Genomic DNA, 21,282 nt, shown 5'->3' with positions numbered 1-21,282 from the left:
CTTCTCTCGCCCGGACCGCCTCAGCGCTTGCCGCCACCGAGCAGACCGCCGAGCAGACCGCCGATGCCGCCACCCGCACCGCCGGAGCCGCCGCCCAGCAGACCGCCAACGAGGTCGCCGATGCCACCGCCCGCACCGCCGGAGCCGCCGCCGGAGCCGCCGCCGAGCAGACCGCCGAGCAGACCGCCGAGCAGCTCGCCGCTGCCGCCACCCGCTGCCTGCTGCTCGGCGGGCGCAGCCTGCTTGCTCTGGAACTGCTTGGCGAGAAAGCTGATCACGATCGGTGCGAGGATCGGCAGGAGCTGGCCGATGATGGCGCCGGCCCCACCACCCTGCTTGGTGTCGAGCGCGGCGACCACCCGGTCCTTGTTGTCGCCGAACACATTGCGCACGATCTTCGCGCCGTCCTCCTCGTCGATGTCGTCGACGTTCACGCCGCCCTCGACGAGCGTGCCGGTGTGGTTGGAGAGGGCCTTCTCGAGCGATGCGGCACCGGCCGGGTCTGCCGCGTTCGCCCCCATACCGCCGACGAGAGCCGGAAGCGCGTCCTTGACCGCGGACTCCGCCGTCGCTTCGTCGACGCCGAGCTTCTTGGCGATGTCGCCGATCGGGATCTGGGAGAAGAGGTCGTCAAGAGAAGACATGCCGGAGTCCTTTCGGTGGGTATCCGCTGTGACACCCGCACGCTCACAGTAGCGTGGAGCTGAGTCGTGCGGAAGGCTCCGCGCGCGGCACCGCCATCCACAGCACCGCCATCCACAGCACCGCCTACGCTGAAGACCATGATCTCCACCCGCACGGTCTCCGAGCACCGCCTCGCCGAGGCCTCCTCGGGGCCTTACGGCGTCGCGGTCACGGGCGACGCCGCGGTGTGGTTCACCCTCGTCAACGACGGGGCGGTCTGCCGGCGAGACCCGAACGGCACCGTCACAACGGCGCGCATCGAGAGCGGCCCCAGTCGGCCGTCGCTGCTCGTGGCCGCGACGGAGGATTCCGTATGGGCCACCGACACGACCGGAAACCGCATCCTGCGCGTCGGCACGACCGGATCCGGTGCTGAGGTGCTCACCACGATCGCGGTGCCGACCGAGAACGCAGGCCCCTTCGGCATCACATCGCTCTCGGACGGCACCGCGTGGTTCACCGAGATGACAGCGGATGCCGTCGGCCGCATCGACATCCTCGGACGGGTCACCGAGTTCCCGCTCGGCACGAGCGGTGGAACGGCATCGATGATCGCGGCATCCGGCGAGGGTCTCTGGTTCACGCTCACCCAGGAGAACGCGATCGGACACATCCGTGGCGGGGATGCCGCCGTACGGCTCATGCCGTTGCCGACCCCTGCCGCAGGACCCGCCGGGATCGCCGTGGCCGACGACGGAACGGTCTGGTTCACAGAACCCCTGGCCGGGCAGCTCGGCCGCGTCGGTCGCGATGGCGCGATCACCGAGTTCGCACTGCCAGACCGGGCATCGAAGCCGCACGCGATCACCGCCGATCCTGCCGGGGGATGCTGGTTCACCCTGTGGGGCTCCAATCAGGTGGGCCGCATTGTTGCGGGGACCGACGGCGAGACGTCGATCGAACTCGTCGACCTTCCGACGCCAGACAGCGAACCCCGTGGTCTCGCCGTCGCGCCCGACGGGACCGTCTGGGTCGCCCTCGGAATGGGAGCCCTCGCCGAGATCCACTGACTCGCAGCCCGCGGCCCACCCCGACGAAGACACGGGGTCCACCGGAGTCGTCGAGTTCGGCGCAATCTCGCGCCAGGGCGTGCTCGCCTTCCTGGCCAGGACGGATGCGCGACGTCGGCCGGGCGACGCTCGCACCGCTCATCGTGCACGACGCGGAGCACGGCTCAACGCTGCTCGCGGCGGACGCCTCCTGAGACGCGAGTCCATCGAGGCTCCCCTCGGACGCGTGTTCATCGAAGCTTCTGAATCGCGCCCTGTTCACGAACGCATCCGTTTGCAAGAATGAACCGACGAGGGTCACCCCTGTAGTGGGGGCATGCGTCGAAGACGCTCATCGAGCGTCACGCCGACACCGTCCAGGACGAAAGCGAGAAGACCATGGGACTGTTCGACAAGGCGAAGGGCGCCTTCGGGGCGGCGGCGGGCAACACCCCTGATCTGGCCGAGCAGGCGCGCCTCGCGCAGGAGCTGGCAAACCAGTCGCTGCGCGACGCCGGCTACACCGACGGATCCCCCGTGACCATGGCCAATGCGAGCGAGGTCCGCGCGAGCATGACTGCGGACCACGATGTGCTCAACGCGTACGGGCAGGAGCTCAACCGCATCATCGCCATCGGCGAGCCCGGCTCCTCCATCATTCGCAGCAGCGTCGATAGTGGCGAGCGCACGGCCGGCAACCCCTGGTTCCACCTCGAGATCGAGGTCACCCTGCCTGGGCGGGAGCCGTACACGGTGCAGAAGCGGGAGATGGTGCCGCCGCAGGTGCTCGCCAGCTATGCCGCGGGGACCGTGCACGACATCAAGGTCGACCCGGCCGATCCGACGAAGACCGCGTTCACGAGCTGAGCGATGGGAGTCTTCCGCGACCTCTTCCGGCTCGGCAAGGCCGGCCTGCAGCAAACGGCGAACATGGACTATGCCGAGAACCTGCGCCAGTCCGCCGACCTCGCGGAGCAGTTCGCGGGGGTGAAACCCGGCGAGGCACCGGGAACGCACGGTGCGGCGACCGCGAACCCGTTCCTGAACATGATGATGTACGGGAGCATGATCCAGGGATCAGGCCGGGTCGTCACCGTGAGCGACACGGGCAAGCGCGTCGCTGGCACCACCGTGTACGCGGTCGAGCTCGACGTGACGCTCCCCGATCGGCAGACCTATCGCACCGTCTACCAGACGGTGATCGCCGAAGCCGCGCTCTCGGGGTGGCAACCGGGAGCGGTCTACCCTTTCCGGGTGAGCCCGGATGACCCCGACGCCCTCATGCTCGGCTGAGATCCGCATTCGCGTGTCGACGACTTCGCACGATGCCGAGTCGGCACGCGACGCGGATGGCGACTCCGGCCGAGCGCAACAACGGAGCCAGCACGGTCACTCTGAGACCCCTGGGCATTCCACGCCCACCCCTCGTGCTCAGGACGGAAGCAGCGTAGCCTTGCGCCAAAGGAGGTGGCTGCCATGCAAGCGATAGCTGGCGCGCGAATCACCATTCGCAGTCGATCGGTCGGTGCCCCCGACCGCCACGGTAAGGTCATCGAGGTACGCGGAGGCAACGGCGGTCCACCGTTTCTCGTGCGTTTCGACGACGGTCACGAGAGCCTTGTCTACCCCGGACCGGACTGCATCGTCGAGCCAGCCGACGCGAGCTAGACACGCCCTGCGCGCTGCATCCGTCCGCCCGGCAGTCCTCTCGCGGTGAGCACTGCGGTGCAGACAAACGCCACCGGACGGCGAGCCGAGATCGTCCGCAGGAGCAGCGTCTGAGTGCGGTGACGGGATTCCGGACACGGTAGACGGCGAGACGACGCCCGCACCTCAGCGATCCGCATGCCGTCGGTTCCCCCGGGATTCCACAGGGGCGATCGTCGACCGGTAGCGTGGACGCGGACCGCGCTCGACGAGGGCGCACCGACGGGAGGGATGCGAGTGGGACCGGATGTCCTGGGCGTCATCGCCATCGCACTCATCGTCGTCGCGGCAGTGGTCGCCCGCAAGACCGGCATGGCTTCTGTGCTCATCCTGCTGCTCATGGGCATCGGGATCGGCTACCTCCCCGGAGTGCCGGAGGTGGGGATCAACCCGGAGTGGGTCCTCGCCGGCATCCTCCCCCTGTTGCTCTACTCGGCGGCGGTGAAGGTTCCCATGACCGATTTCCGTCGCAACCTTCGCGCGATCACGGGCTTGTCGGTCACGCTCGTCGTCGTCACCTCCGCGCTGTGCGGACTGGTGCTCTACGCGCTGATCCCCGCGCTCGGCCTTCCCACCGCGATCGCCCTCGGCGCGGTCGTCAGCCCCACCGACGCCGTGGCCGCGACCTCGATCGCGAGACGGCTCGGCCTTCCCGGGCGCCTCGTCACCGTGCTCGAGGGCGAGAGTCTCGTGAACGACGCCTCAGCACTCGTGCTGTTGAGGTCGGCCCTCGCCGCCGCGGCCGGGGCTGTGAGCTTGTTGTCGATCGCGGCCGATTTCGTCTACGCCGTGGTCGTCGCCATCGGCATCGGACTCGTCGTCGGATTCGTGTCCGTCGCGATCAGGGCCCGGCTGAGCGAGCCCGTCGTGACGACGACGATTTCCTTCGCCATCCCTTTCATCGCCTTTTTGCCCGCCGAGCGTCTGGGCGCATCCGGTGTGCTCGCCGTCGTCGTCGCGGGTCTCGTGACCGGCCACCGGGGCGCACGGCGGTTCGCGGCGAGCCAGCGCATCAACGACCATACGAACTGGAACACCGTCCAATTCATCCTGGAGCACGGGGTCTTCCTCGTGATGGGTCTGGAACTCCGAGGACTCATCGACGAGGTCTCGAGGGAGTCGGGAGGACTGCCATCGGCCGTTCTCATCGGTCTGCTGCTCACCGCTACGGTCATCGCGATCCGCTTCGCCTTCGTCATTCCGCAGCTGGCGCTTCTGCGCAGTTGGGAGCGCAAGGGCATTGAGATCGCCGGGGGGCGGCTCGACGGGGTTCAGCAGAGACTGGACGCCACGACACCCACCACCTCGAGAGAGAAACGGCGCACGTCCATGGTCCGACGCCGGCTCGTGCGATCCTCTGCGGATAACGACTTCTACCAGAAACAGGGTCTGAGCTGGAGGGGAAGCGTCGTCATCTCCTGGGCGGGGATGCGCGGGGTGGTCACCCTCGCGGCTGCTCAATCGCTGCCTGCTGACACGCCTTTCCGAGCCACTCTCATCCTCGTCGCGTTTACCGTCGCCCTGACGACTCTCGTCGCGCTGGGCGGCTCTCTGCCGTGGGTCATCCGCGCGACGAAGATCTCCGGCGACGGAGGCGAGGCGCGACGCGAGGAGATCCGGTCGCTGCTCGACGCGGTCAATCAGGCCGCGGTGGCGATGCTGGACGACCGCGAGAAGACCACGGTCGACGGACGCCCGGCCGATCCCAGCCTCGTCGAGGCCCTCCGCGCTCGATACACGCGACCGGAGCGCATCGAGCTGACGGACGGCGAGTCGGGTGCCATCGACGCGCGGTCCCAGTACTTCATCATCGACCAGCGCATGCGCGAGACTGCGCGGGACGAGCTCCTCGACGCGCATGCCGCCGGTCTCTACAGCTCCGATGCGATCACAGCGGTGCAGAGAATCCTCGACATCGAGGACTCCAAGTTCGAGAACTGAGCGGTCGTCCATCGGCGCGATCGAGGCAGGACAATATGACAATCTCGTGCTAATGTCACAACAAAGCGAGCTGTCGCACCTGTGTCATACGACTGTCACACGACCACGCGGAAGGACTCCGATGAACGATTCCACGAACATCCTTCCCAGGTCCGTCTTCATGGACATGGACCGTTCTGGGCCGATGCCGCTCTACTATCAGGTGGCGAGCCGGATAGAGGCTGCGATTCACGATGGCGAACTGCGCCCCGGAGCAAGGATCGAGAACGAGATCGCCCTCGGCGAGCGGCTGGGCCTCTCCCGCCCCACCATCCGCCGTGCCATCCAAGAACTCGTCGACAAAGGGCTGCTCGTACGGCGGCGGGGAATCGGCACGCAGGTCGTGCAAGGCAAGGTGACGCGGGACCTCGAGCTCACGAGCCTCTATGAAGACCTCGCACGCGGCAACAAGCACCCGAAGACGCGACTGCTCCTGCATGAGGTCACTGAGGCCGATGGCGAGCTCGCCGAATCCCTCGCCGTCGAGAAAGGATCGCCAGTGCTCCACCTGCGACGGCTGAGAACCGCCGACGAAACCCCCGTGGCGATCCTCGAGAACTTCCTCCCGGAGCCGTTCATCGACATCGGCGAAAGCGAGCTCGTCGACCACGGCCTCTACCAGGTGCTGCGCGGGCGTGGCGTGACGATGCGGATCGCGCGACAGCGAATCAGCGCGCGATCGGCCACGACGGAGGAGGCCGCACTGCTCGGCATCTCGAGGCAGGGAGCACTCCTCACGATGGATCGAACCGCCTTCGACAACGCCGGCGTCGCGGTCGAGTGGGGTCACCACTGCTACCGCCCCGACCTGTATTCCTTCGAGGCGACGCTCGTCAACCGCTAAGCGACCGCTGAGGGGATCCCCAACTCGCCCGTGAGGTATTGAGCGCGACCGAAGCCGAAGGACCAGTCCTGCGGACCGTTCTCGACGTAGCCGATGAAGACGTCCTCCCCGGGAACCCCCGCGCTTGCGAGCGACTCCGCGATGCGCGCGTAGAGTCTCTGCTTCGTCTCATCGGAACGACCCCTTTGAGTGAAGATCTGGATGATGACGAGGTGGTCGTCGCGCTCAAAGCCGAGACCGGCATCCTCGGCGATGAGGGCGCCTGGGTCGTGCTGGGTGATCACCTGGAAACGATCGCGCACGGGGATCCCGTACACCTCGACGATGGCGTCGTGGATGGCGTCGGCGATCGACCGGACGGCCTCGGGAGTGCGACCCCGGTTGAGGTCGATGCGCACGAGCGGCATAGGGATCCTTTCTCGATCTTTAGTTTGTCAGGACATTATTACATTATCGATGCTCGGATGCAAGGCCGCTTCCGGAGCATCGTTCGCCTCTCAATTCATCCGGCTATTTGTGCTAATGTCAGCACATGAAGCCGGAACTGAACTTCTACACGCGCAAATGGGTGCGCCCGGAAGACCTCAACGCAAACGGCACGCTCTTCGGCGGCAGTCTGCTTCGCTGGATCGACGAGGAGGCCGTCGTCTACAGCGTGCTCCAGCTCGGCAACCACCGCGTCGTCACCAAGTACATCTCAGAGATCGTGTTCGTCAGTTCGGCCCAGCAGGGCGACCTCATCGAGATCGGCCTCGTTGCGACGACCTTCGGACGCACCTCGATCACCATGCGCGCCGAAGTGCGCAACATGATCACCCGCTCGAGCATCCTCACGATCGACAAGATCGTGTTCGTCAACCTCGACGAGACGGGGCTCCCCACCCCGCACGGCTATGCCGAGATCACCTACGAACGAGATCGCATCCCCTCGCAACGGCCGGAGTGAGGCCAGCACTCGACCCGCCAGACCTTCCGACGCCATCGACACCGCGTTCGCGCGAAAGCGTCATGATCGGCGTCATCTCGCCCGCCTTCCGTTCCGCCTCACGAGCTCCTGCCATCGGTCGATGGCCGGCTCGTGGAATCGCGCAGCGCCAGTCGGGGCTCGATGAGCGATCGCTCCGGCTCTCGGGTGCCGTCCTCGATGCGAGCCAGCAAGAGACGCGCAGCCTCCCGACCGACGTCGACACTCCCGTCGTCAATGGAGGTCAGCGAGAGGTAGCGCGCACTCGCGAGCGGGGAATCGTCGTAGCCGATCACCGATACGTCTCGCGGCACCGACAACCCCCGCTCCCGGATGGCGGCGAGCGCGCCGATCGCCATGATGTCGTTGGCGGCGAATACGGCGGTGGTGTCAGGGAATCGCTCGAAGAGCTCACACGCCCCGGCATATCCGCCTCCCTCGGTGGTGCGCTGTCCATGCCCTGAGATCCGAGGCTCGAGCCCGGCGTCGCGGATCGTGCGCTCGAACGACGCCGCACGAAGCGAAGCAGCACCTCCGGAGCCTGTGAGATGGCCGATGCGCGTGTGACCGAGGTCCAGGAGATGCCCGACCGCGAGAGCGGCGCCTGCCTCGTCGTCGTTAGCGACGACGTCCGCCCCTGGGATGCCTCGCTCACGGCCGCCCACGACGACCGTCGGCACGGGATATCCGGCGCCCGCGGCGAGACTCGGCTCTCCCGCGATGACGAGTCCCTCGACGTTGGCCGCGAGAAAGCCGTCGGCCGGCGACCGTTCCAGATGCGAGTTGAGCTGGGCGTCCGCGACGGTCACATGGAAACCGGGGCCGCGGAGCACTTCGCGCACCCCCTCGAGCAGGTCGACGAACCAGAGGTTCCTGAAGTCGTCGATGACAATGCCGATGCTCTTCGTGCGATTGCCGGCGAGCGCGGCAGCGGCCCGACTGGGACGGTAGCCGAGCGCGTCGATCGCCTCTTGGACGGCTGCCCTGCGGTGCTCGCTGACGCGCGAAGAACCCTGCAAGACGAGGGAGACGAGCGATTTGGACACTCCGGCGCGGTGGGCGACGTCGTAGATCGTGGGCCGAGGCCGATCCATGCCCAGCGACATCGTGAATCCTTACGACGAATATTTCTTTATCTTTGACAGGACATTATTACGTGAGTACGATCCTATTGTAGCGCTCCAACGGTAGGTCGGGAAACGGCCGACCTCCCCCACAGTTCAAAGGAGAATGCCCATGCCAGAGTCTCTTGGCGTCGCCGTCATCGGCGCGGGAATGGCCGGCAAGGCCCACGCCGCTGCCTACCGCACCGCCTCGACGCTCTACAACCCGACATTGCCGAAGATCCGGCTCGTGTCGATCGGCGACGTCAACCCGGAGTTCGGCGGTCTCGCCGCCCGTCGCTTCGGTTACGAGCGCACCGACCCATCATGGCAGGCCATCGCCGAGGCCGACGACATCGACGTCGTGAGCGTCGTCATCGCCAACTCGCTGCACCGCGAGGTCGTCGAGGGACTCCTCTCCGCCGGCAAGCACGTCTTGTGCGAGAAGCCTCTCAGCGACACCATCGAGGATGCCCGTGCGATGGCTGCGACGGCGAACGGCGCCCCGACGCTCGCCCGCGTCGGCTTCACCTTTCGCCGCACCCCGGGCATCGTCTACATCCGCGACCTCATCCGGTCGGGCGTGCTCGGCGACGTCCTGCACTTCAGCGGCCGTTACTGGACCGACTACGCATCGAGCCCCCACGCCCCGATGAGCTGGCGTTACAAGGGCGGCCTGGGTTCCGGTGCCCTCGCCGATGTCGGCAGCCACCTCGCCTACGTCTCCGAGTTCCTTTGCGGTGACATCACCTCGGTGAGCGGGGGACGGCTGAGCACCGTCATCCAGGAGCGTCCTCTCCCCATCGGCGCCGTGCTCGGTCACGACCACAGCGCCGTCAGCAACGTGTACGAAAAGGTCGAGAACGATGATTACGCCGCGTTCTCCGCATCCTTCGGCACCGGCGTCGGCGGCTTCGAGGTGTCGCGCGTCGCAGCCGGACACGCCAACAGCCTCATCCTCGAGGTCTTCTGCGAGAACGGTGCGGCGCGCTTCAACCAGCGCCGTCCGGCCGAGATCGAGCTCTTCCTCAACGAGGGCGAAGGCGCGCAGAACGGCTACCGCCAGGTCATCCTGGGGCCGGCCCACCCCTACATCGCGGGCGGTCTCGCGATGGACGCTCCGAGCGTGGGCTTCGGCCAGAACGACGCATTCGGCTACCAGGCCCGCGCCTTCCTCGAAGAGGTCGCCGGTATCCCCGAGGAGGAGTCGCTGCCACGCTGCGCCACCTTCGACGAAGGCGTCCACAACATGGAACTGCTCGGCGCGGTCGCCGAGTCGGCCGAGAACGGCGGCGCGACCGTCTCCATCGCGAGCGAAGGAGAGCGACGATGAGACTCGGCGTCTACAACGCGATCCTGCACGACCGGTCCCTCCCCGAGGCGCTGAAGGTCGTCGCCGATCTCGGTCTCACGGGAATCGAGATCAACTCGGGCGGATTCCTCCCGGCCGTGCACATCCCCACCTTCGACGAGATCCTCGAGAGCGACGCGGCGCGCGACGACTACCTCGCGATCTTCGAGGGAACAGGCGTCGCCATTGCCGGGCTCAACTGCAACGGCAATCCGCTGCACCCGAACTCAGCGATCGGAGACGCTCATGCCGAGGACGTACGGCGCTCGATCCGCCTCGCGAACCGCCTCGGCCAGCACCGCGTCGTCACCATGTCGGGCCTCCCCGGCGGTGAGCCTGGCGCGACGGTCCCCAACTGGATCGTCAACGCCTGGAACTCCGCAGCGCTCGACGCGATCGACTACCAGATGGGAGTCGCAGCCGAGTTCTGGAGCGAGACCGACAAGCTCGCGCGCGACCTCGACGTGAAGGTGGCCCTCGAACTGCACCCGCAGAACGTCGTGTTCAACCCCGCCAACATGCGCGAGCTCATCGAGCGCACCGGTGCCACCAACGTCGGCGTCGAACTCGATGCCTCGCACTTGTTCTGGCAGCAGATGGACCCGGTGGCCGTGGTCCGCGACCTCGGCCCGCTCGTGTTCCAGGCCGCCGCGAAGGATGTGCGCATCAACCCCGCCGCCTCGATCTACGGCGTGCTCGACAACAGGTTCCGCAAGCTCTCCCCCGAGGAGCCACGCACCAACCTGGGCGGCGACGAGTGGGCGAACGAATGGCCGAAGGACTCCGCGTGGGACTTCGTCGCGCTCGGCAAGGGTCACGACGTGGAGTTCTGGACCGAGTTCCTGCGTGCGCTGTACGAGGTGGACCCAGAGATGCTCGTGAACATCGAGCACGAAGACGTGTCCCTCGGCCGCATCGAAGGACTCGAGGTGGCGTCCGACATCCTCAAGCGGGCCGACGCGGCCCTCACGGAGTCGCTCATCCGATGACGACCACTCCGGTAGCCCGCTACGCCGAGTGTGTCCGTTTCCGACGAGCGTGCCCGCCGTAACGGTACGTCTCGTCGGAAACGGACACACTCGGCGCTGCGCCGCGCCGCGCAGCACGGAGCAGCGCGGCGCGGCGTCCAACGGGGTTGGACGACGACCGTCAGCCGCGGGCGGCAGCGATGAGATCCCTCAGCTTCTGAAGCTGCGACGTGGCGGACCCCTCGACATCCTCGTCCTCGGCGAAGACGTTCGAGACGATGATCGCCTCCGGATCATCGAGGAAGCCGGAAGTTGCGAGGGCTCCGAACAGTTCGGCCCAGTCGACGTCGCCGTCGCCGATGTTGAGGTGCTGGTGGACCCGTGCCGCGTTACCGGGAGGATTTGAGATGTAGCGCAGGCCGTGGGAACGGTGGTGATCGAACGTGTCGGCCGTGTAGACGGCGCGCAGGCGCGAACCCAGCTCCGGGATGAGCGTCGCCGCGCGGTCGCCGTAGTGGAAGGTGTGCGACCCGACGTAGACGAAGCCGATCGCGGAGGAGTTCAGTCCCCGCAGCACCCGCCACGCCTCGAGGCCGTCCTCGACGAAGTCGTCGGGGTGCGGGTCGAAGTTGAGCTGAAGCCCCTCACGCTCGACGATCGGCAGCAGCGTCTCCATCGAGGCGTAGAAGGCGGCCTCCGACTCTTCTCCTCGCTCCGGACGCCCGCTGAACTCGCTGTTGATCACCCGCACATCCAGCTCGACGGCAAGCTGCAGGATGCGCGTGAAGTTGCGCACAGCAGCCGACCGCTCGGCCTCGACCGGCGAGGAGATCCGCTGCACGGGCAGAAGCGAGGTGATGCCGATCCCTGCATCGGCCACCCGCTTCTTGAGCGCGACGACCAGTGCGTCGTCGGCCCTCGGGTAGCGGAAAAACGGGCCGAAATCCGCGTGCGGGGTGAGCTGCAGGTACTCGTAGCCGTATCCTGCGACGACATCGGGAAATTCGAGCAGCCCACGATCGTGGTGCAGCGGGGTGGGGTCATAGGCGATCTTCACCATTGGGGATCTCCGTTTCTCAAGGTGTGTTCTAGGCGTAGAACGCGGGCTTGTGAATGTAGTTCACGTCGACGCGACGACCGGTTGCCTGCGCCTCGACCCCCGCTTCGCAAGCCGCTGCCACGCGATAGCCGTCCCAGGCGCTCGGTCCGTCGATCTCACCACGTTTGACGGCGTCGACCCAGCGCTGCACCTGAGTGTCATAGGCAGCGCTGAAACGTGTGCGGAAGTCCTGATGCTCGGCCACCTGGAAGGAGCCGTCGCGGAACACTCCGATCCCGGCTGAGCGGCCGATCTGGGCGACGCCCTTCTCGAAGACGGCCTCGGTCGCGACCTGGTAGCCGAACTGGATGTTCACGTTGATCTCCACGTTCGCCAGAACCCCGCTCTCGGTCTCGATCATGACGAACTGCGGGTCGTTGAGCCAGGACGGTGCCAGGGTGTTGCGCTTGAGCTTGCGCACCTCGACCGAGGCGATCGGCGAACCGACAAGCCACGGAACGATGTCGAACTCGTGCACGACCGAGTCGGTGATGAGCATGGAGTCGACGTATCCCTCACCGGTCTTCTGGTTTCGATGGGCGCAGTGCAGAGTGATGAGGCCTCCGGCGTCGCCCGACTCGACGAGCCGGCGCAGCTGGATGTACTCCGGATCGAAACGACGCATGAAACCGACCTGGATATGCGGGCGGTCGAGCCTCTGCTCGGCTTCCAGCACCCTCAGCGACGACTCCGAATCCGGAGTGAGCGGCTTCTCGCAGAGGATCGCGAGCTTCGCCTCGAGCGCCGGCAGCAGTACCGGTTCGTGGAACCTGCCAGGGGTCGCGACGAGCACCGCGTCGACGGCATCCGCCTCGATCGCGTCTTCGATGCGACGGAAGGCAACCGCGCCAGGGGTCTGGGCTACAGCAGCGCTGGCGCGGGCTTCGTCGGGCTCGACGATCGCCGTCACGGTGGCGCCGCTGACGCGGTGGTTGATGCGGGTGACATGGTCTGCACCCATGAGGCCTGCGCCGACGACGCCGATGCGCAATTCAGTGGTTTCGGTCATGATCTTCTCCTCGTGCTCGTCAGCTCACCCGCGCCATGCGCGTGCAGCCGAAGATGTGTTCGCGCGTTCTGGCGGCGATCGGGAAGGGTGCATCGACATCGCAGCCGTACATGTCCTGCTCCACGATTCCGAAGATCTCCGGGTCGATGGCGCTCACGGCCTCGATGATCGGCGCGAACTCGGGCACACCTTTCGGCGGCTCGACCATGATTCCTTCGGCGACGGCGTCGACGAAGGACTGATCGTTCTTGAGCACGTCGAAAAGCCGGCTCGTGTCGACCTGTTTGAGGTGGAGGTAGCCGATGCGCTCGGGGTAGGCCTGGATGAGCGAGAGGTTGTCGCCGCCATAATAGGAGAAATGCCCCGTATCCAGGCAGAGATTGGTGTAGCGCCGATCGGTCTCGTGCAGGAAGCGCTCGACCTCGCGGTACGTGCCGACGTGGCTGTCGGCATGCGAGTGGAACTGCTGCCGCATGCCGAACTCCTCGAAGATCGCCTTGCCGAGGCGGTCATGCCCGATGGCGAGCTTCTTCCACTGCTCGTCGTCGAGGGTACGGGCCTCGAGAGTGGCGCCGTCCTCGTGGCTGCGCCAGAGGTCGGGGATCACGACGAGGTGCTCCGCGCCGAGCCTCGTCGCGAGCCCGGCCACCTCGAGCGACTGGTCCCAGGCGCGCTTCCACTGCTCGTCGCCCTTGTGAAACCCCGTGAACACAGTCCCGGCAGAGAGCTTGAGGTTGCGCTTTCCGAGCTCGTCCTGAAGCCTGCTCGGATCTGTCGGGAGGTAGCCGTACGGGCCGAGCTCGATCCATTCGTAACCCGCCTGCTGAACCTCGTCGAGGAAACGCTCCCACGGCACCTGCTTCGGGTCGTTCGGGAACCAGACTCCCCAGGAGTCTGGGGCCGTGCCGATGCGCAGGCCCGGGTTGGTGGTGTCAGTCATACCGACGATGTCCTTGTCTCTGGTAGTCGTTGTTGCTGGGGGATCAGCCGATCAGCGGTCGCTGCCTGCGCTGCTGTTCGAGGTATTCTCCGCGCGCATCCCGCGTGCTCTCGAGCGTCGAGACCTCGGCGACCGGCACATCCCACCAGCCTTCGCCGTCCGGCGCGTAGAGATGAGGGTCGCTGTTGATGTGGATGAGCGTGGTCGTGTCGGAGGCTTTTGCCTTCGCCATCGCCGCCGTGAGGTCAGCGACCGCATCAGGGCCAGGAGCGACCTCGATGACGTCGACTCCGTAGCTCCGTGCGTTCATCGCGAGGTCGATGGGGAGTAACCGCTCGCCCTCGAAGTTGCGTGCACTCTCGTCGAGGAAGCGGTACTTCGTGCCGTAGCGCTCCGAGCCGACCGTCTCGGACAGGTGACCGATCGAGGCGTAGCCGTGGTTCTGAATGAGGACCACGATGATCTTGATGCCCTCGGCGACGGCCGTGACGAGCTCAGTGTGCAACATGAGATAGGAGCCGTCGCCCACCATGACGATGACGTCGCGATCTGGGGCGCCCCGTCGCACGCCGAGCCCTCCTGCGATCTCGTAACCCATGCAGGAGAAGGCATATTCGACGTGATAGCCGAGCGCATCCCGCACTCGCCACAGCTTGTGCAGGTCTCCGGGGAGCGAGCCGGCGGCCTGAACGATCACGTCGCGTGGCTCGCTCGACGACTGCACGGCGCCGATGATCTCGGGCTGGCCAGGCAGGGCGAGACCCGACGGCTCGAACGCGGCGTCGACCGCGGCATCCCATTCGGCCTTCTCCCGACGGATACGCTCGGCATAATCGCCACTCACGCGGAAACCCGTCAGCTCGCTCGTGAACGCCTCGATCGTCTCTCGGGCATCGGCGACGACCGGAAGACGCGAGCCGTGCTTGTAAGCGTCGAAGGATGCGACGTTGACGTTGACGAAGACGACATCGGGGTTCTGGAACGCGGTGCGACTCGACGTGGTGAAATCGCTGTAACGCGTGCCGATGCCGATGACGACATCGGCGGCGGCGGCGAGGCGGTTTGCCGCGGTCGTGCCGGTGGCGCCGACACCACCGAGATACTGGGGGTGGTCCCAGGCGAGAGATCCGCCGCCTGCCTGCGAGGTGCCGACCGGGATGCCGCTCAGCTCCACGAACCGGCGGAGCTGCTCCTCGGCGCTCGAATAGATGACGCCGCCGCCAGCGACGATGAACGGATTCCTGGCGTTGCGTATCGCCGCGACCGCACGCTGGAGCGCGCCGTGTTCGGGCAGCGGACGGCGGATGTGCCACTCGCGCTCCTGCAGGAACTCGAGTGGCACGTCGATCGTCTCGGCCTGCACATCCTCTGGCAGGGCGATGGTCACCGCGCCGGTCTCGACGGGGTCGGTGAGCACGCGCATGGCCGCGAGGGCGATCGAGTAGAGCTGCTCCGGCCGCTGAACGCGATCGAAGAAACGTGAGAGCGGGCGGAAGGCGTCGTTGACGGTGAGGCCGATGTCGTGCGGCATCTCTAGCTGCTGCAGCACGGGGTCGGCCACGCGGGTGGCGAAGGTGTCGCTGGGCAGCAGAAGGGCGGGCAGCCGGTTGGTCGTGGCGAGCGCAGCACCGGTGAGCAGGTTTGCCGCACCGGGTCCGACGGAGGCCGCACTTGCGTAGGTTCCGCGACGGCGGTGCACGCGCGCGTAACCGACCGATTGATGAACCATGGCCTGCTCGTTGCGGGCCTGGAAGTACGGCATGAGTTCGGGCTGCTCGACATTGAACTGTCTGAGCGCCTGACCGATACCCGCGACGTTGCCGTGCCCGAAGATTCCGAACATTCCCGGTATGGTGCGTTCGCGCACCTCGCCGTCGACGGTCCATTGCCGGGCCAGGAACTCGACCAGCGCCTGGCTGACCGTCATCCGTTTCGTCGTCATCGACGCTCTCCTTCCGAGGGTGGGGTGTAGGGCAGACGGGAGTCGATCGGCTCGAGCGTCCAGGTGTCGCGGATCCAACCGTGGGCGGGATCGTCGCTGATGAGCCAGACGCGGTCCGGGTCGGGGCCGGCCATGACGTTGAGATAGTAGAGGTCGTAGCCGGGGGCGGCGACGGCCGGGCCGTGGTAGCCGAACGGCACGAGCACGACGTCGCCGCTCGTCACGCGCGTGTCGATCGAGATCTCGCCGGCCGGTGAACTGCTCGTGCTGAAGAGGCCGAACGGTGCGGCGGAATCCGGTGCCTCCAGCCCGCGGGCGACCTCCGACTCGAAGTAGTAGATCTCTTCCAGCCGGCTCTCATGACCCGGCACCTGCTCGTCGTGCTTGTGCGCGGGGTACGACGACCAGTTCTCGGCCGGTGTGATGACCTCGCACACGATGAGCTTCTCGGCGTCGAGCGCACCGGGCACGCCGAAGTTGTGCACCTGGCGACTCGAGCGCCCCGCTCCGCGCAGTTCGACCGGCACCTCGTCACGCGCGAGGTAGACCGTCGGCTTGACGATCGTCGCGGGAGCCTCCGCCACGGCGAAGCGCCCCTCCCCCGTGATCGTCGCCGTCGTGCCGACGCCCAGGTAGAGCACGTCGCTCGGTCCATCGAAGACGGAGGCGCGACCCGCGAGCGTGTCGCGCCGTTCGGCGCCGTCGGCCGAACGCGAGACGACCTCGAACGACCCCGCCAGCGGCACGACGATGCGCTCGATCCCGCCAGCGGGAACGGTCAACCGACCGTCCGCCGCGAGCGAACCGACGCGGATGCCGGTGTGCTGCCAGCCGGGAATCGTCGAGTCCACGACCGTCTGCCAACCGTCGTCGGCCCGGCTCCCGCGGGGGATCACCCACTCGTCGTGTCGAGGCATCCTGTTGCTCCGTCGTCGATGTCGTCGTGCTAGTTCTGGGGGAAGCCGAGATTGATGCCGCCGTGGCTCGGGTCGAGCCAGCGTGAGGTGATCGCCTTCTGCTGGGTGAAGAAGCGGACGCCCTCGGCGCCGTGCGCCTTCGTGTCGCCGAAGAGCGAGTCCTTCCAGCCGCCAAAGGAGAAGGTGGCCACCGGGACGGGGATCGGCACGTTGATGCCGATCATGCCGACCTGGATCTCGTTCTGGAAGCGGCGGGCCGCGCCGCCGTCGTTCGTGAAGATGGCGGTGCCGTTGCCGAAAGCCCCGGCGTTGATGAGCGCGACGCCCTCCTCGTAGCTCGCCACCCGCACGATGGCGAGCACCGGGCCGAAGATCTCCTCCGTGTAGACCTTCGAGTCGGTGGGAACGTTGTCGATGAGCGTCGGGCCGAGCCAGAATCCGGATGCGTCGCCGTCGACCTCTACGACCCGACCGTCCACGACGACCGTCGCACCGTCCTGCTCCGCGATCTCGATGTAGGAGGCTACCTTGTCGCGGTGCTGCTCGGTGACGAGCGGTCCCATGTCGCAGCCGCGGCGGCCGTCGCCGATCTTCAAGGTGGCCATACGCTGGCCGATCTTCGCGATGAGCTCGTCGGCGACCGGCTCGACAGCGACCACGACCGAGATCGCCATGCAGCGCTCGCCGGCCGATCCGAAACCGGCGTTGATGGCGGCGTCGGCGGTCAGGTCGAGATCGGCATCCGGGAGGACGAGCATGTGGTTCTTCGCCCCGCCGAGCGCCTGCACCCGCTTGCCGTGAGCGCTGCCGGTCTCGTAGACGTAACGGGCGATGGGCGTCGAGCCCACGAAGGAGATCGCGCGGACATCGGGGTGTGTGAGCAGGCCGTCCACCGCCTCCTTGTCGCCGTTGAGCACGGTGAAGACGCCATCGGGCAGCCCGGCCTCCTTCCACAGCTTCGCAACCCAGATCGCGGCCGTCGGGTCTTTCTCGCTCGGCTTCAGCACGACCGTGTTTCCCGCCGCGATCGCGATCGGGAAGAACCACATCGGCACCATCGCCGGAAAGTTGAACGGACTGATGATGCCGACGACCCCCAGCGGCTGCTTGGTCGAATACACATCGATGCCGGTCGAGACCTGCTCGGAGAACTCGCCCTTCAGGTGGTGGGCGAGCCCTGTCGCGAACTCGACCACCTCCTGTCCGCGCGTGATCTCGCCCAGGGCGTCGGAGAGCACCTTGCCGTGCTCCGAGGTGATGATCTCGGCGAGCTCGCCTTTGCGCTCGTTGAGGAGCTCGCGAAAGGCGAAGAGGATGGTCTGCCGCTTGGCGAGCGAGAGGTCGCGCCAAGCGGGGAACGCACGCTTGGCGGATGCGATCGCGGCGTCGATCTCGGCAGCGTCGGCCAGACCAACCCGCTTCGTGACCGTGCCGAGGGCTGGATCGTAGACCGGCGCGGTGCGTCCGCTCGCGTTCACGTGTTCGGCACCGTCGATCCAATGCGGGACGACGGGGAGCTCTGAGGTTGTCATGGGGTGGCTGCTTTCTGTCGGTGCTCGATGCCGGGGCATCAGGAGTGCACGAGGGCTGACGCGGTGTCGACGGCGGCGGAGACGTCTCCGCCGGGGGGATAGAGGAGCGTGCGGCCCACGACGAGGCCCCGCACGCCGGGCAGGGTGAGAGCCGCCTCCCACGAGGAGTAGGTCTCCTCCTGATTGCTCATCTGGTCGCCGCCGAGAAGGAGCGTGGGCAAGGTCGTCGCCGCCATGACCCGCTCCATGTCGGCGACGACGGGGAGCTTGAGCCAGGAGTAGGCGGAACTCGTGCCGAGAGCGCTCGCGATGGCGACGGATTTGACGACTGCGTCGGTCGTGAGGTCGTTGCGGATGGCTCCGTCGACCCATTCGCTCATGAACGGTTCGAGCATGATGGGCAGACGTGCCGCTACGGCGGCATCGACCGCGCGGGCGGTCGCCTCGATCGACGCCGCCGACCCCGCATCGGACAGGTTGATCCTGATCAGGAGCTTGGCGAAGTCGATACCGGCTTCGACCATGCTCGGCACGTCGTAGGACGTGAACCGGTCGTCCATCTCGAAGACGGCGGATTTCAGGCCGCCACGGTTCATCGAGCCGACGACGACCTTGTCGTCGAGCGCACCCAGGATCGCCAGGTCCTCGATGATGTCCGGGGTGCCGAGCACGCCGTCCACGCCGGGGCGGGAGATCGCCAGCACGAGTCGCTCGAGAAGGTCGTAGCGATCGGCCATCGCGCTCTCATTGGGGCCGACGCCGAGGGCACCTCGGGCGGGATGGTCCGCAGCCACGATGAACAACCGCCCAGATTCCCGCAGGAGCGGCCGCCGTGCGCGCTGCCGCAACAGCTCGGAGACGAGTCCAGGGGACGTGGCGCGAATCGATCGCAACCGTTCGAAGTCAAGCGTCGGCATTCTCGATGCTCCTCACGATCTCGGTGACCTCATCGGTCGTCGGCATGGCGGTAGAACATTCCCGGCGGCCGGCGACGATCGCGCCGGCGACGTTGGCGAAGGTGAGGATGCTCTCGAGCGGCCATTCCTGGAGGAGGCCGTAACAGAGCGCGCCGCCGAAGCTGTCGCCGGCACCGAGGCCGTTGACCACATGAACAGGATACGGACGGACCTCGACGCTCTCGTCGCGAGTCTTGGCGAGCACGCCCTTCGGCCCCTGCTTGACAATGGCGAGTTCGACGCCGCGCTCCAGCAGGGCATCGGCCGCACGGTGGGGATCGGTCTCGCCGACGGCGATCCGGCACTCGTCGGCGTTCCCGACGGCAACGGTGACCTGTTCGAGCGCGCGGGAGACCTCGCGGCTCGCCGACTCGTCGCTCGGCCAGAACATGGGCCGATAGTCCAGATCGAGGATCGTGTGCCGAGCCCGCCGACGAGCCATCCAGGCGGTGTAATGAGCCGATCTGCTCGGCTCCTGCGAGAGGCCGGTGACCGTCGACCAGTAGATCCTGGCGTGGGCGATCGAGTCGAGATCGAGCTCGTTGTTCTTGATGACCAGATCAGGAGCGATCGGCTGACGGTAGAAGTAGAGCGGAAAGTCGTCCGGCGGAAAGATCTCACAGAAGGTCACGGGAGTGTTGAGCCCCTCGACCGCGCGCACGAACTCGTCGCTCACACCAAGACGGGTGAGTTCGGAGTGGACGAAGCGGCCGAAGGGGTCGTTTCCGGTGCGAGTGATGACGGCGCTGCGAAGACCGTGGCGTGCCGCCGCGACGGCGACGTTGGTGGCGCTTCCGCCCAAGTATTTGCCGAACGTCGACACCTCTTCGAGGCCGACGCCGTCCTGCAGTGGATAGAGATCGATCCCGACACGTCCGATGCTCACTACATCGAAACGACGGGGATGCTTCTGTTCGGTCATACCGCTCCGTACAACTTTCTTCGTCGAGGTTCTCTTCAGGGTACCTCATCAATCACGCTTTTGTCAGGACATACTTACATTTAATACGATAGAATTCGAATCGCATCAAGAATAGTCCTTAATTGTTAGGACATAAAGACGTCTTATACATATAGTGATGCGGACTGTTGCGCACCAGCGGATGCCGGAGCGCCGAGACCGATGGAGGAACCATGACGCTGCCATCCGAGCAGGCGACCGCCGCCACCACATCCCGCCCGCCACTCCTCGAGGCAGCGGAAAGCACGCCGACCAGTCTCTGGAACGACTCGGCTGATCCTCGCGAGCTGGCGGAGTCGATCGCTTTCGGAGCTGTCGGAGCGACCTGCAATCCGGTCATCGCGCTCACCACGATCACGAGCAATCTCGACATCTGGCGACCGCGGCTCCTGGCCATCGCCGAGACCCACCCAACGGCGAGCGAATCCGAGATCGGCTGGAAGGCCGTCGAGGAACTCTCCGTCGAGGCGGCGCGACTGCTCGAGCCGATCTTTCGGGAGCACGGCGGCCGCAACGGCCGCCTCTCGATTCAGACCGACCCACGACTGCATCGAAATGCCGCAGCCCTCGTCGAGCAGGCCGTGCGCTTCTCATCGCTCGCGCCGAACATCATCGTCAAGATCCCCGCGACCAAGACCGGCATCGAGGCCATCGAGGAGGCCACCTATCGCGGTGTGAGCATCAACGCCACCGTCTCCTTCACCGTCGCACAGGCGATCGCCGTGGCCGAGGCGATCGAGCGCGGTCTGAACAGGCGGGATGCCGAGAGCCTGCCGACCGACGGCTTCGGCTCGGTCTGCACCATCATGGGCGGCCGTCTCGACGACTGGCTAAAGGCTTCCGCTGCGAAGGCGCGCATCTTGATCGAGCCTGGATATTTCGAGTGGGCGGGCGTCGCGGCGCTCAAGAAGGCCTACACGATCTACCGCGAGCGCGGCTACCGCACGCGCATCCTCTCGGCCGCCTTCCGCAACCATCTGCAGTGGAGCGAGCTCGTCGGGGGCGATCTCGTCGTCTCACCGCCCTTCGATTGGCAGCGGCGCATCAACGAGAACAACATCCCCGCCGTGGAGCGCATCGGCGTGCCGGTGGAGCCGCACATCATCCAAACCCTGCACGACCGTCTTCCCGAGTTTCGCAAGGCGTACGACGAGGACGGCATGCCGGTCGAGGAATTCGAGAACTTCGGAGCCACCCGCCGCACACTGCGCCAGTTCCTCGAGGCCGATGCGGCACTCGATTCGCTGATCAGAGACGTGCTCATGCCCGCGATCTAGCATCTTCGTCTACGTGGGAAGGTGCCGGTCTGCCATGCACAGCACGGTGGCCGAGCCTG

At 66.5% G+C, this 21,282-nt stretch carries 21 protein-coding genes; 10 read left to right on the top strand and 11 right to left on the bottom strand.

The features are described 5' to 3' along the window. Positions 1-20: 20 nt before the first annotated feature. Positions 21-644, bottom strand: coding sequence for a DUF937 domain-containing protein (locus ACFQB0_RS00180; RefSeq protein WP_386726066.1), 624 nt, complete (start codon positions 642-644; stop codon positions 21-23). 138 nt (positions 645-782) lie between these two features. Here ACFQB0_RS00180 and ACFQB0_RS00175 point away from each other — a divergent pair, with 138 nt between their 5' ends. The 6 genes from ACFQB0_RS00175 (at position 783) to ACFQB0_RS00150 (ending at position 6,204) form a co-directional block, all read left to right on the top strand. After that, positions 783-1,694, top strand: coding sequence for a Vgb family protein (locus tag ACFQB0_RS00175; protein ID WP_386726065.1), 912 nt, complete (start codon positions 783-785; stop codon positions 1,692-1,694). 378 nt (positions 1,695-2,072) lie between these two features. After that, positions 2,073-2,540, top strand: coding sequence for a hypothetical protein (locus ACFQB0_RS00170; protein ID WP_386726062.1), 468 nt, complete (start codon positions 2,073-2,075; stop codon positions 2,538-2,540). Positions 2,541-2,543: 3 nt separating this feature from the next. After that, positions 2,544-2,966 carry a hypothetical protein gene (locus tag ACFQB0_RS00165; RefSeq protein WP_386726060.1) on the top strand — a complete coding sequence of 141 codons (423 nt, stop codon included), beginning with the start codon at positions 2,544-2,546 and terminating at the stop codon, positions 2,964-2,966. 183 nt (positions 2,967-3,149) lie between these two features. Then, positions 3,150-3,341, top strand: coding sequence for a DUF1918 domain-containing protein (locus tag ACFQB0_RS00160; RefSeq protein WP_386726058.1), 192 nt, complete (start codon positions 3,150-3,152; stop codon positions 3,339-3,341). Between the two features lie 276 nt (positions 3,342-3,617). Beyond that, the gene (locus tag ACFQB0_RS00155) at positions 3,618-5,321 is read left to right on the top strand and encodes a cation:proton antiporter (protein WP_386726055.1); all 1,704 of its coding nucleotides are present in this window, start codon (positions 3,618-3,620) and stop codon (positions 5,319-5,321) included. A gap of 121 nt (positions 5,322-5,442) precedes the next feature. Further along, a complete protein-coding gene (locus ACFQB0_RS00150; RefSeq protein WP_386726054.1) occupies positions 5,443-6,204 on the top strand; it encodes a GntR family transcriptional regulator in 762 nt (253 codons plus the stop codon). Here ACFQB0_RS00150 and ACFQB0_RS00145 read toward each other — a convergent pair. Continuing rightward, positions 6,201-6,611, bottom strand: coding sequence for a tautomerase family protein (locus tag ACFQB0_RS00145; RefSeq protein ID WP_386726051.1), 411 nt, complete (start codon positions 6,609-6,611; stop codon positions 6,201-6,203). The genes ACFQB0_RS00150 and ACFQB0_RS00145 overlap by 4 nt on opposite strands. A 125-nt stretch (positions 6,612-6,736) precedes the next feature. Between ACFQB0_RS00145 and ACFQB0_RS00140 the strand changes: the two genes are divergently transcribed. Continuing rightward, positions 6,737-7,150 (top strand): acyl-CoA thioesterase, encoded by a 414-nt coding sequence (locus tag ACFQB0_RS00140; protein ID WP_386726049.1) that lies wholly within the window; start codon positions 6,737-6,739, stop codon positions 7,148-7,150. Positions 7,151-7,248: 98 nt separating this feature from the next. Here ACFQB0_RS00140 and ACFQB0_RS00135 read toward each other — a convergent pair whose 3' ends face one another. Continuing rightward, on the bottom strand, positions 7,249-8,274 hold the full coding sequence (locus tag ACFQB0_RS00135; RefSeq protein WP_386726046.1) for a LacI family DNA-binding transcriptional regulator: 1,026 nt from the start codon (positions 8,272-8,274) through the stop codon (positions 7,249-7,251). A 130-nt stretch (positions 8,275-8,404) separates the two neighbouring features. Here ACFQB0_RS00135 and ACFQB0_RS00130 point away from each other — a divergent pair, with 130 nt between their 5' ends. Both ACFQB0_RS00130 and ACFQB0_RS00125 read left to right on the top strand, forming a co-directional pair. Continuing rightward, positions 8,405-9,604 carry a Gfo/Idh/MocA family protein gene (locus tag ACFQB0_RS00130; RefSeq protein ID WP_386726043.1) on the top strand — a complete coding sequence of 400 codons (1,200 nt, stop codon included), beginning with the start codon at positions 8,405-8,407 and terminating at the stop codon, positions 9,602-9,604. Next, the gene (locus ACFQB0_RS00125; RefSeq protein WP_386726040.1) at positions 9,601-10,611 is read left to right on the top strand and encodes a sugar phosphate isomerase/epimerase family protein; all 1,011 of its coding nucleotides are present in this window, start codon (positions 9,601-9,603) and stop codon (positions 10,609-10,611) included. Before ACFQB0_RS00130 ends, ACFQB0_RS00125 begins: the two co-directional genes overlap by 4 nt. Before the next feature lie 160 nt (positions 10,612-10,771). Here the strand turns inward: ACFQB0_RS00125 and ACFQB0_RS00120 are convergent, their stop codons facing one another. Genes ACFQB0_RS00120 through iolC form a run of 8 tightly spaced genes read right to left on the bottom strand, consistent with a single transcriptional unit; the run spans position 10,772 to position 19,907 of the window. After that, complete coding sequence (locus ACFQB0_RS00120; protein WP_386726037.1) at positions 10,772-11,650, bottom strand: sugar phosphate isomerase/epimerase family protein; 879 nt, start codon at positions 11,648-11,650, stop codon at positions 10,772-10,774. 28 nt (positions 11,651-11,678) lie between these two features. Further along, positions 11,679-12,698 carry a Gfo/Idh/MocA family protein gene (locus tag ACFQB0_RS00115; protein ID WP_386726034.1) on the bottom strand — a complete coding sequence of 340 codons (1,020 nt, stop codon included), beginning with the start codon at positions 12,696-12,698 and terminating at the stop codon, positions 11,679-11,681. A gap of 19 nt (positions 12,699-12,717) precedes the next feature. Further along, on the bottom strand, positions 12,718-13,638 hold the full coding sequence (locus tag ACFQB0_RS00110) for a sugar phosphate isomerase/epimerase family protein (RefSeq protein WP_386726032.1): 921 nt from the start codon (positions 13,636-13,638) through the stop codon (positions 12,718-12,720). Between the two features lie 43 nt (positions 13,639-13,681). Beyond that, positions 13,682-15,580 (bottom strand): 3D-(3,5/4)-trihydroxycyclohexane-1,2-dione acylhydrolase (decyclizing), encoded by a 1,899-nt coding sequence (iolD, locus tag ACFQB0_RS00105; protein WP_386726030.1) that lies wholly within the window; start codon positions 15,578-15,580, stop codon positions 13,682-13,684. Next, positions 15,577-16,497: a 5-deoxy-glucuronate isomerase gene (gene iolB / locus ACFQB0_RS00100; RefSeq protein ID WP_386726028.1), complete on the bottom strand. Its 921-nt coding sequence runs from the start codon at positions 16,495-16,497 to the stop codon at positions 15,577-15,579. Before iolB ends, iolD begins: the two co-directional genes overlap by 4 nt. 29 nt (positions 16,498-16,526) lie before the next feature. Then, positions 16,527-18,029 (bottom strand): CoA-acylating methylmalonate-semialdehyde dehydrogenase, encoded by a 1,503-nt coding sequence (locus tag ACFQB0_RS00095; protein WP_386726026.1) that lies wholly within the window; start codon positions 18,027-18,029, stop codon positions 16,527-16,529. A gap of 38 nt (positions 18,030-18,067) precedes the next feature. Continuing rightward, positions 18,068-18,946: a class I fructose-bisphosphate aldolase gene (locus ACFQB0_RS00090; protein WP_386726024.1), complete on the bottom strand. Its 879-nt coding sequence runs from the start codon at positions 18,944-18,946 to the stop codon at positions 18,068-18,070. Continuing rightward, entirely contained in the window at positions 18,933-19,907 is a 975-nt protein-coding gene (gene iolC, locus ACFQB0_RS00085) for a 5-dehydro-2-deoxygluconokinase (protein WP_386726022.1), read from the bottom strand. The genes ACFQB0_RS00090 and iolC overlap by 14 nt, the downstream gene beginning before the upstream one ends. Before the next feature lie 212 nt (positions 19,908-20,119). On the opposite strand from iolC, the gene ACFQB0_RS00080 reads away from it, so the two are divergent. After that, on the top strand, positions 20,120-21,223 hold the full coding sequence (locus ACFQB0_RS00080; RefSeq protein WP_386726020.1) for a transaldolase family protein: 1,104 nt from the start codon (positions 20,120-20,122) through the stop codon (positions 21,221-21,223). Positions 21,224-21,282: the final 59 nt, after the last annotated feature.

Source organism: Luethyella okanaganae, assembly GCF_042660285.1.
GTDB lineage: Bacteria > Actinomycetota > Actinomycetes > Actinomycetales > Microbacteriaceae > Luethyella > Luethyella okanaganae.
Note: the sequence above shows the minus strand (reverse complement) of the source record. Positions and strands in the feature narration are given on the sequence as shown.

Bases quoted from the DNA above. Each gene is read 5' to 3' on its own strand.
- ACFQB0_RS00125 (WP_386726040.1), top strand. From the start codon at position 9,601: ATGAGACTCGGCGTCTACAACGCGATCCTGCACGACCGGTCCCTCCCC.
- ACFQB0_RS00130 (WP_386726043.1), top strand. From the start codon at position 8,405: ATGCCAGAGTCTCTTGGCGTCGCCGTCATCGGCGCGGGAATGGCCGGC.
- ACFQB0_RS00145 (WP_386726051.1), bottom strand. From the start codon at position 6,611: ATGCCGCTCGTGCGCATCGACCTCAACCGGGGTCGCACTCCCGAGGCC.
- ACFQB0_RS00095 (WP_386726026.1), bottom strand. From the start codon at position 18,029: ATGACAACCTCAGAGCTCCCCGTCGTCCCGCATTGGATCGACGGTGCC.
- ACFQB0_RS00115 (WP_386726034.1), bottom strand. From the start codon at position 12,698: ATGACCGAAACCACTGAATTGCGCATCGGCGTCGTCGGCGCAGGCCTC.
- ACFQB0_RS00170 (WP_386726062.1), top strand. From the start codon at position 2,073: ATGGGACTGTTCGACAAGGCGAAGGGCGCCTTCGGGGCGGCGGCGGGC.
- iolD (WP_386726030.1), bottom strand. From the start codon at position 15,580: ATGACGACGAAACGGATGACGGTCAGCCAGGCGCTGGTCGAGTTCCTG.
- ACFQB0_RS00090 (WP_386726024.1), bottom strand. From the start codon at position 18,946: ATGCCGACGCTTGACTTCGAACGGTTGCGATCGATTCGCGCCACGTCC.
- iolC (WP_386726022.1), bottom strand. From the start codon at position 19,907: ATGACCGAACAGAAGCATCCCCGTCGTTTCGATGTAGTGAGCATCGGA.
- ACFQB0_RS00150 (WP_386726054.1), top strand. From the start codon at position 5,443: ATGAACGATTCCACGAACATCCTTCCCAGGTCCGTCTTCATGGACATG.
- ACFQB0_RS00140 (WP_386726049.1), top strand. From the start codon at position 6,737: ATGAAGCCGGAACTGAACTTCTACACGCGCAAATGGGTGCGCCCGGAA.
- ACFQB0_RS00080 (WP_386726020.1), top strand. From the start codon at position 20,120: ATGACGCTGCCATCCGAGCAGGCGACCGCCGCCACCACATCCCGCCCG.
- ACFQB0_RS00165 (WP_386726060.1), top strand. From the start codon at position 2,544: ATGGGAGTCTTCCGCGACCTCTTCCGGCTCGGCAAGGCCGGCCTGCAG.
- ACFQB0_RS00160 (WP_386726058.1), top strand. From the start codon at position 3,150: ATGCAAGCGATAGCTGGCGCGCGAATCACCATTCGCAGTCGATCGGTC.
- ACFQB0_RS00180 (WP_386726066.1), bottom strand. From the start codon at position 644: ATGTCTTCTCTTGACGACCTCTTCTCCCAGATCCCGATCGGCGACATC.
- ACFQB0_RS00110 (WP_386726032.1), bottom strand. From the start codon at position 13,638: ATGACTGACACCACCAACCCGGGCCTGCGCATCGGCACGGCCCCAGAC.
- iolB (WP_386726028.1), bottom strand. From the start codon at position 16,497: ATGCCTCGACACGACGAGTGGGTGATCCCCCGCGGGAGCCGGGCCGAC.
- ACFQB0_RS00175 (WP_386726065.1), top strand. From the start codon at position 783: ATGATCTCCACCCGCACGGTCTCCGAGCACCGCCTCGCCGAGGCCTCC.
- ACFQB0_RS00135 (WP_386726046.1), bottom strand. From the start codon at position 8,274: ATGTCGCTGGGCATGGATCGGCCTCGGCCCACGATCTACGACGTCGCC.
- ACFQB0_RS00120 (WP_386726037.1), bottom strand. From the start codon at position 11,650: ATGGTGAAGATCGCCTATGACCCCACCCCGCTGCACCACGATCGTGGG.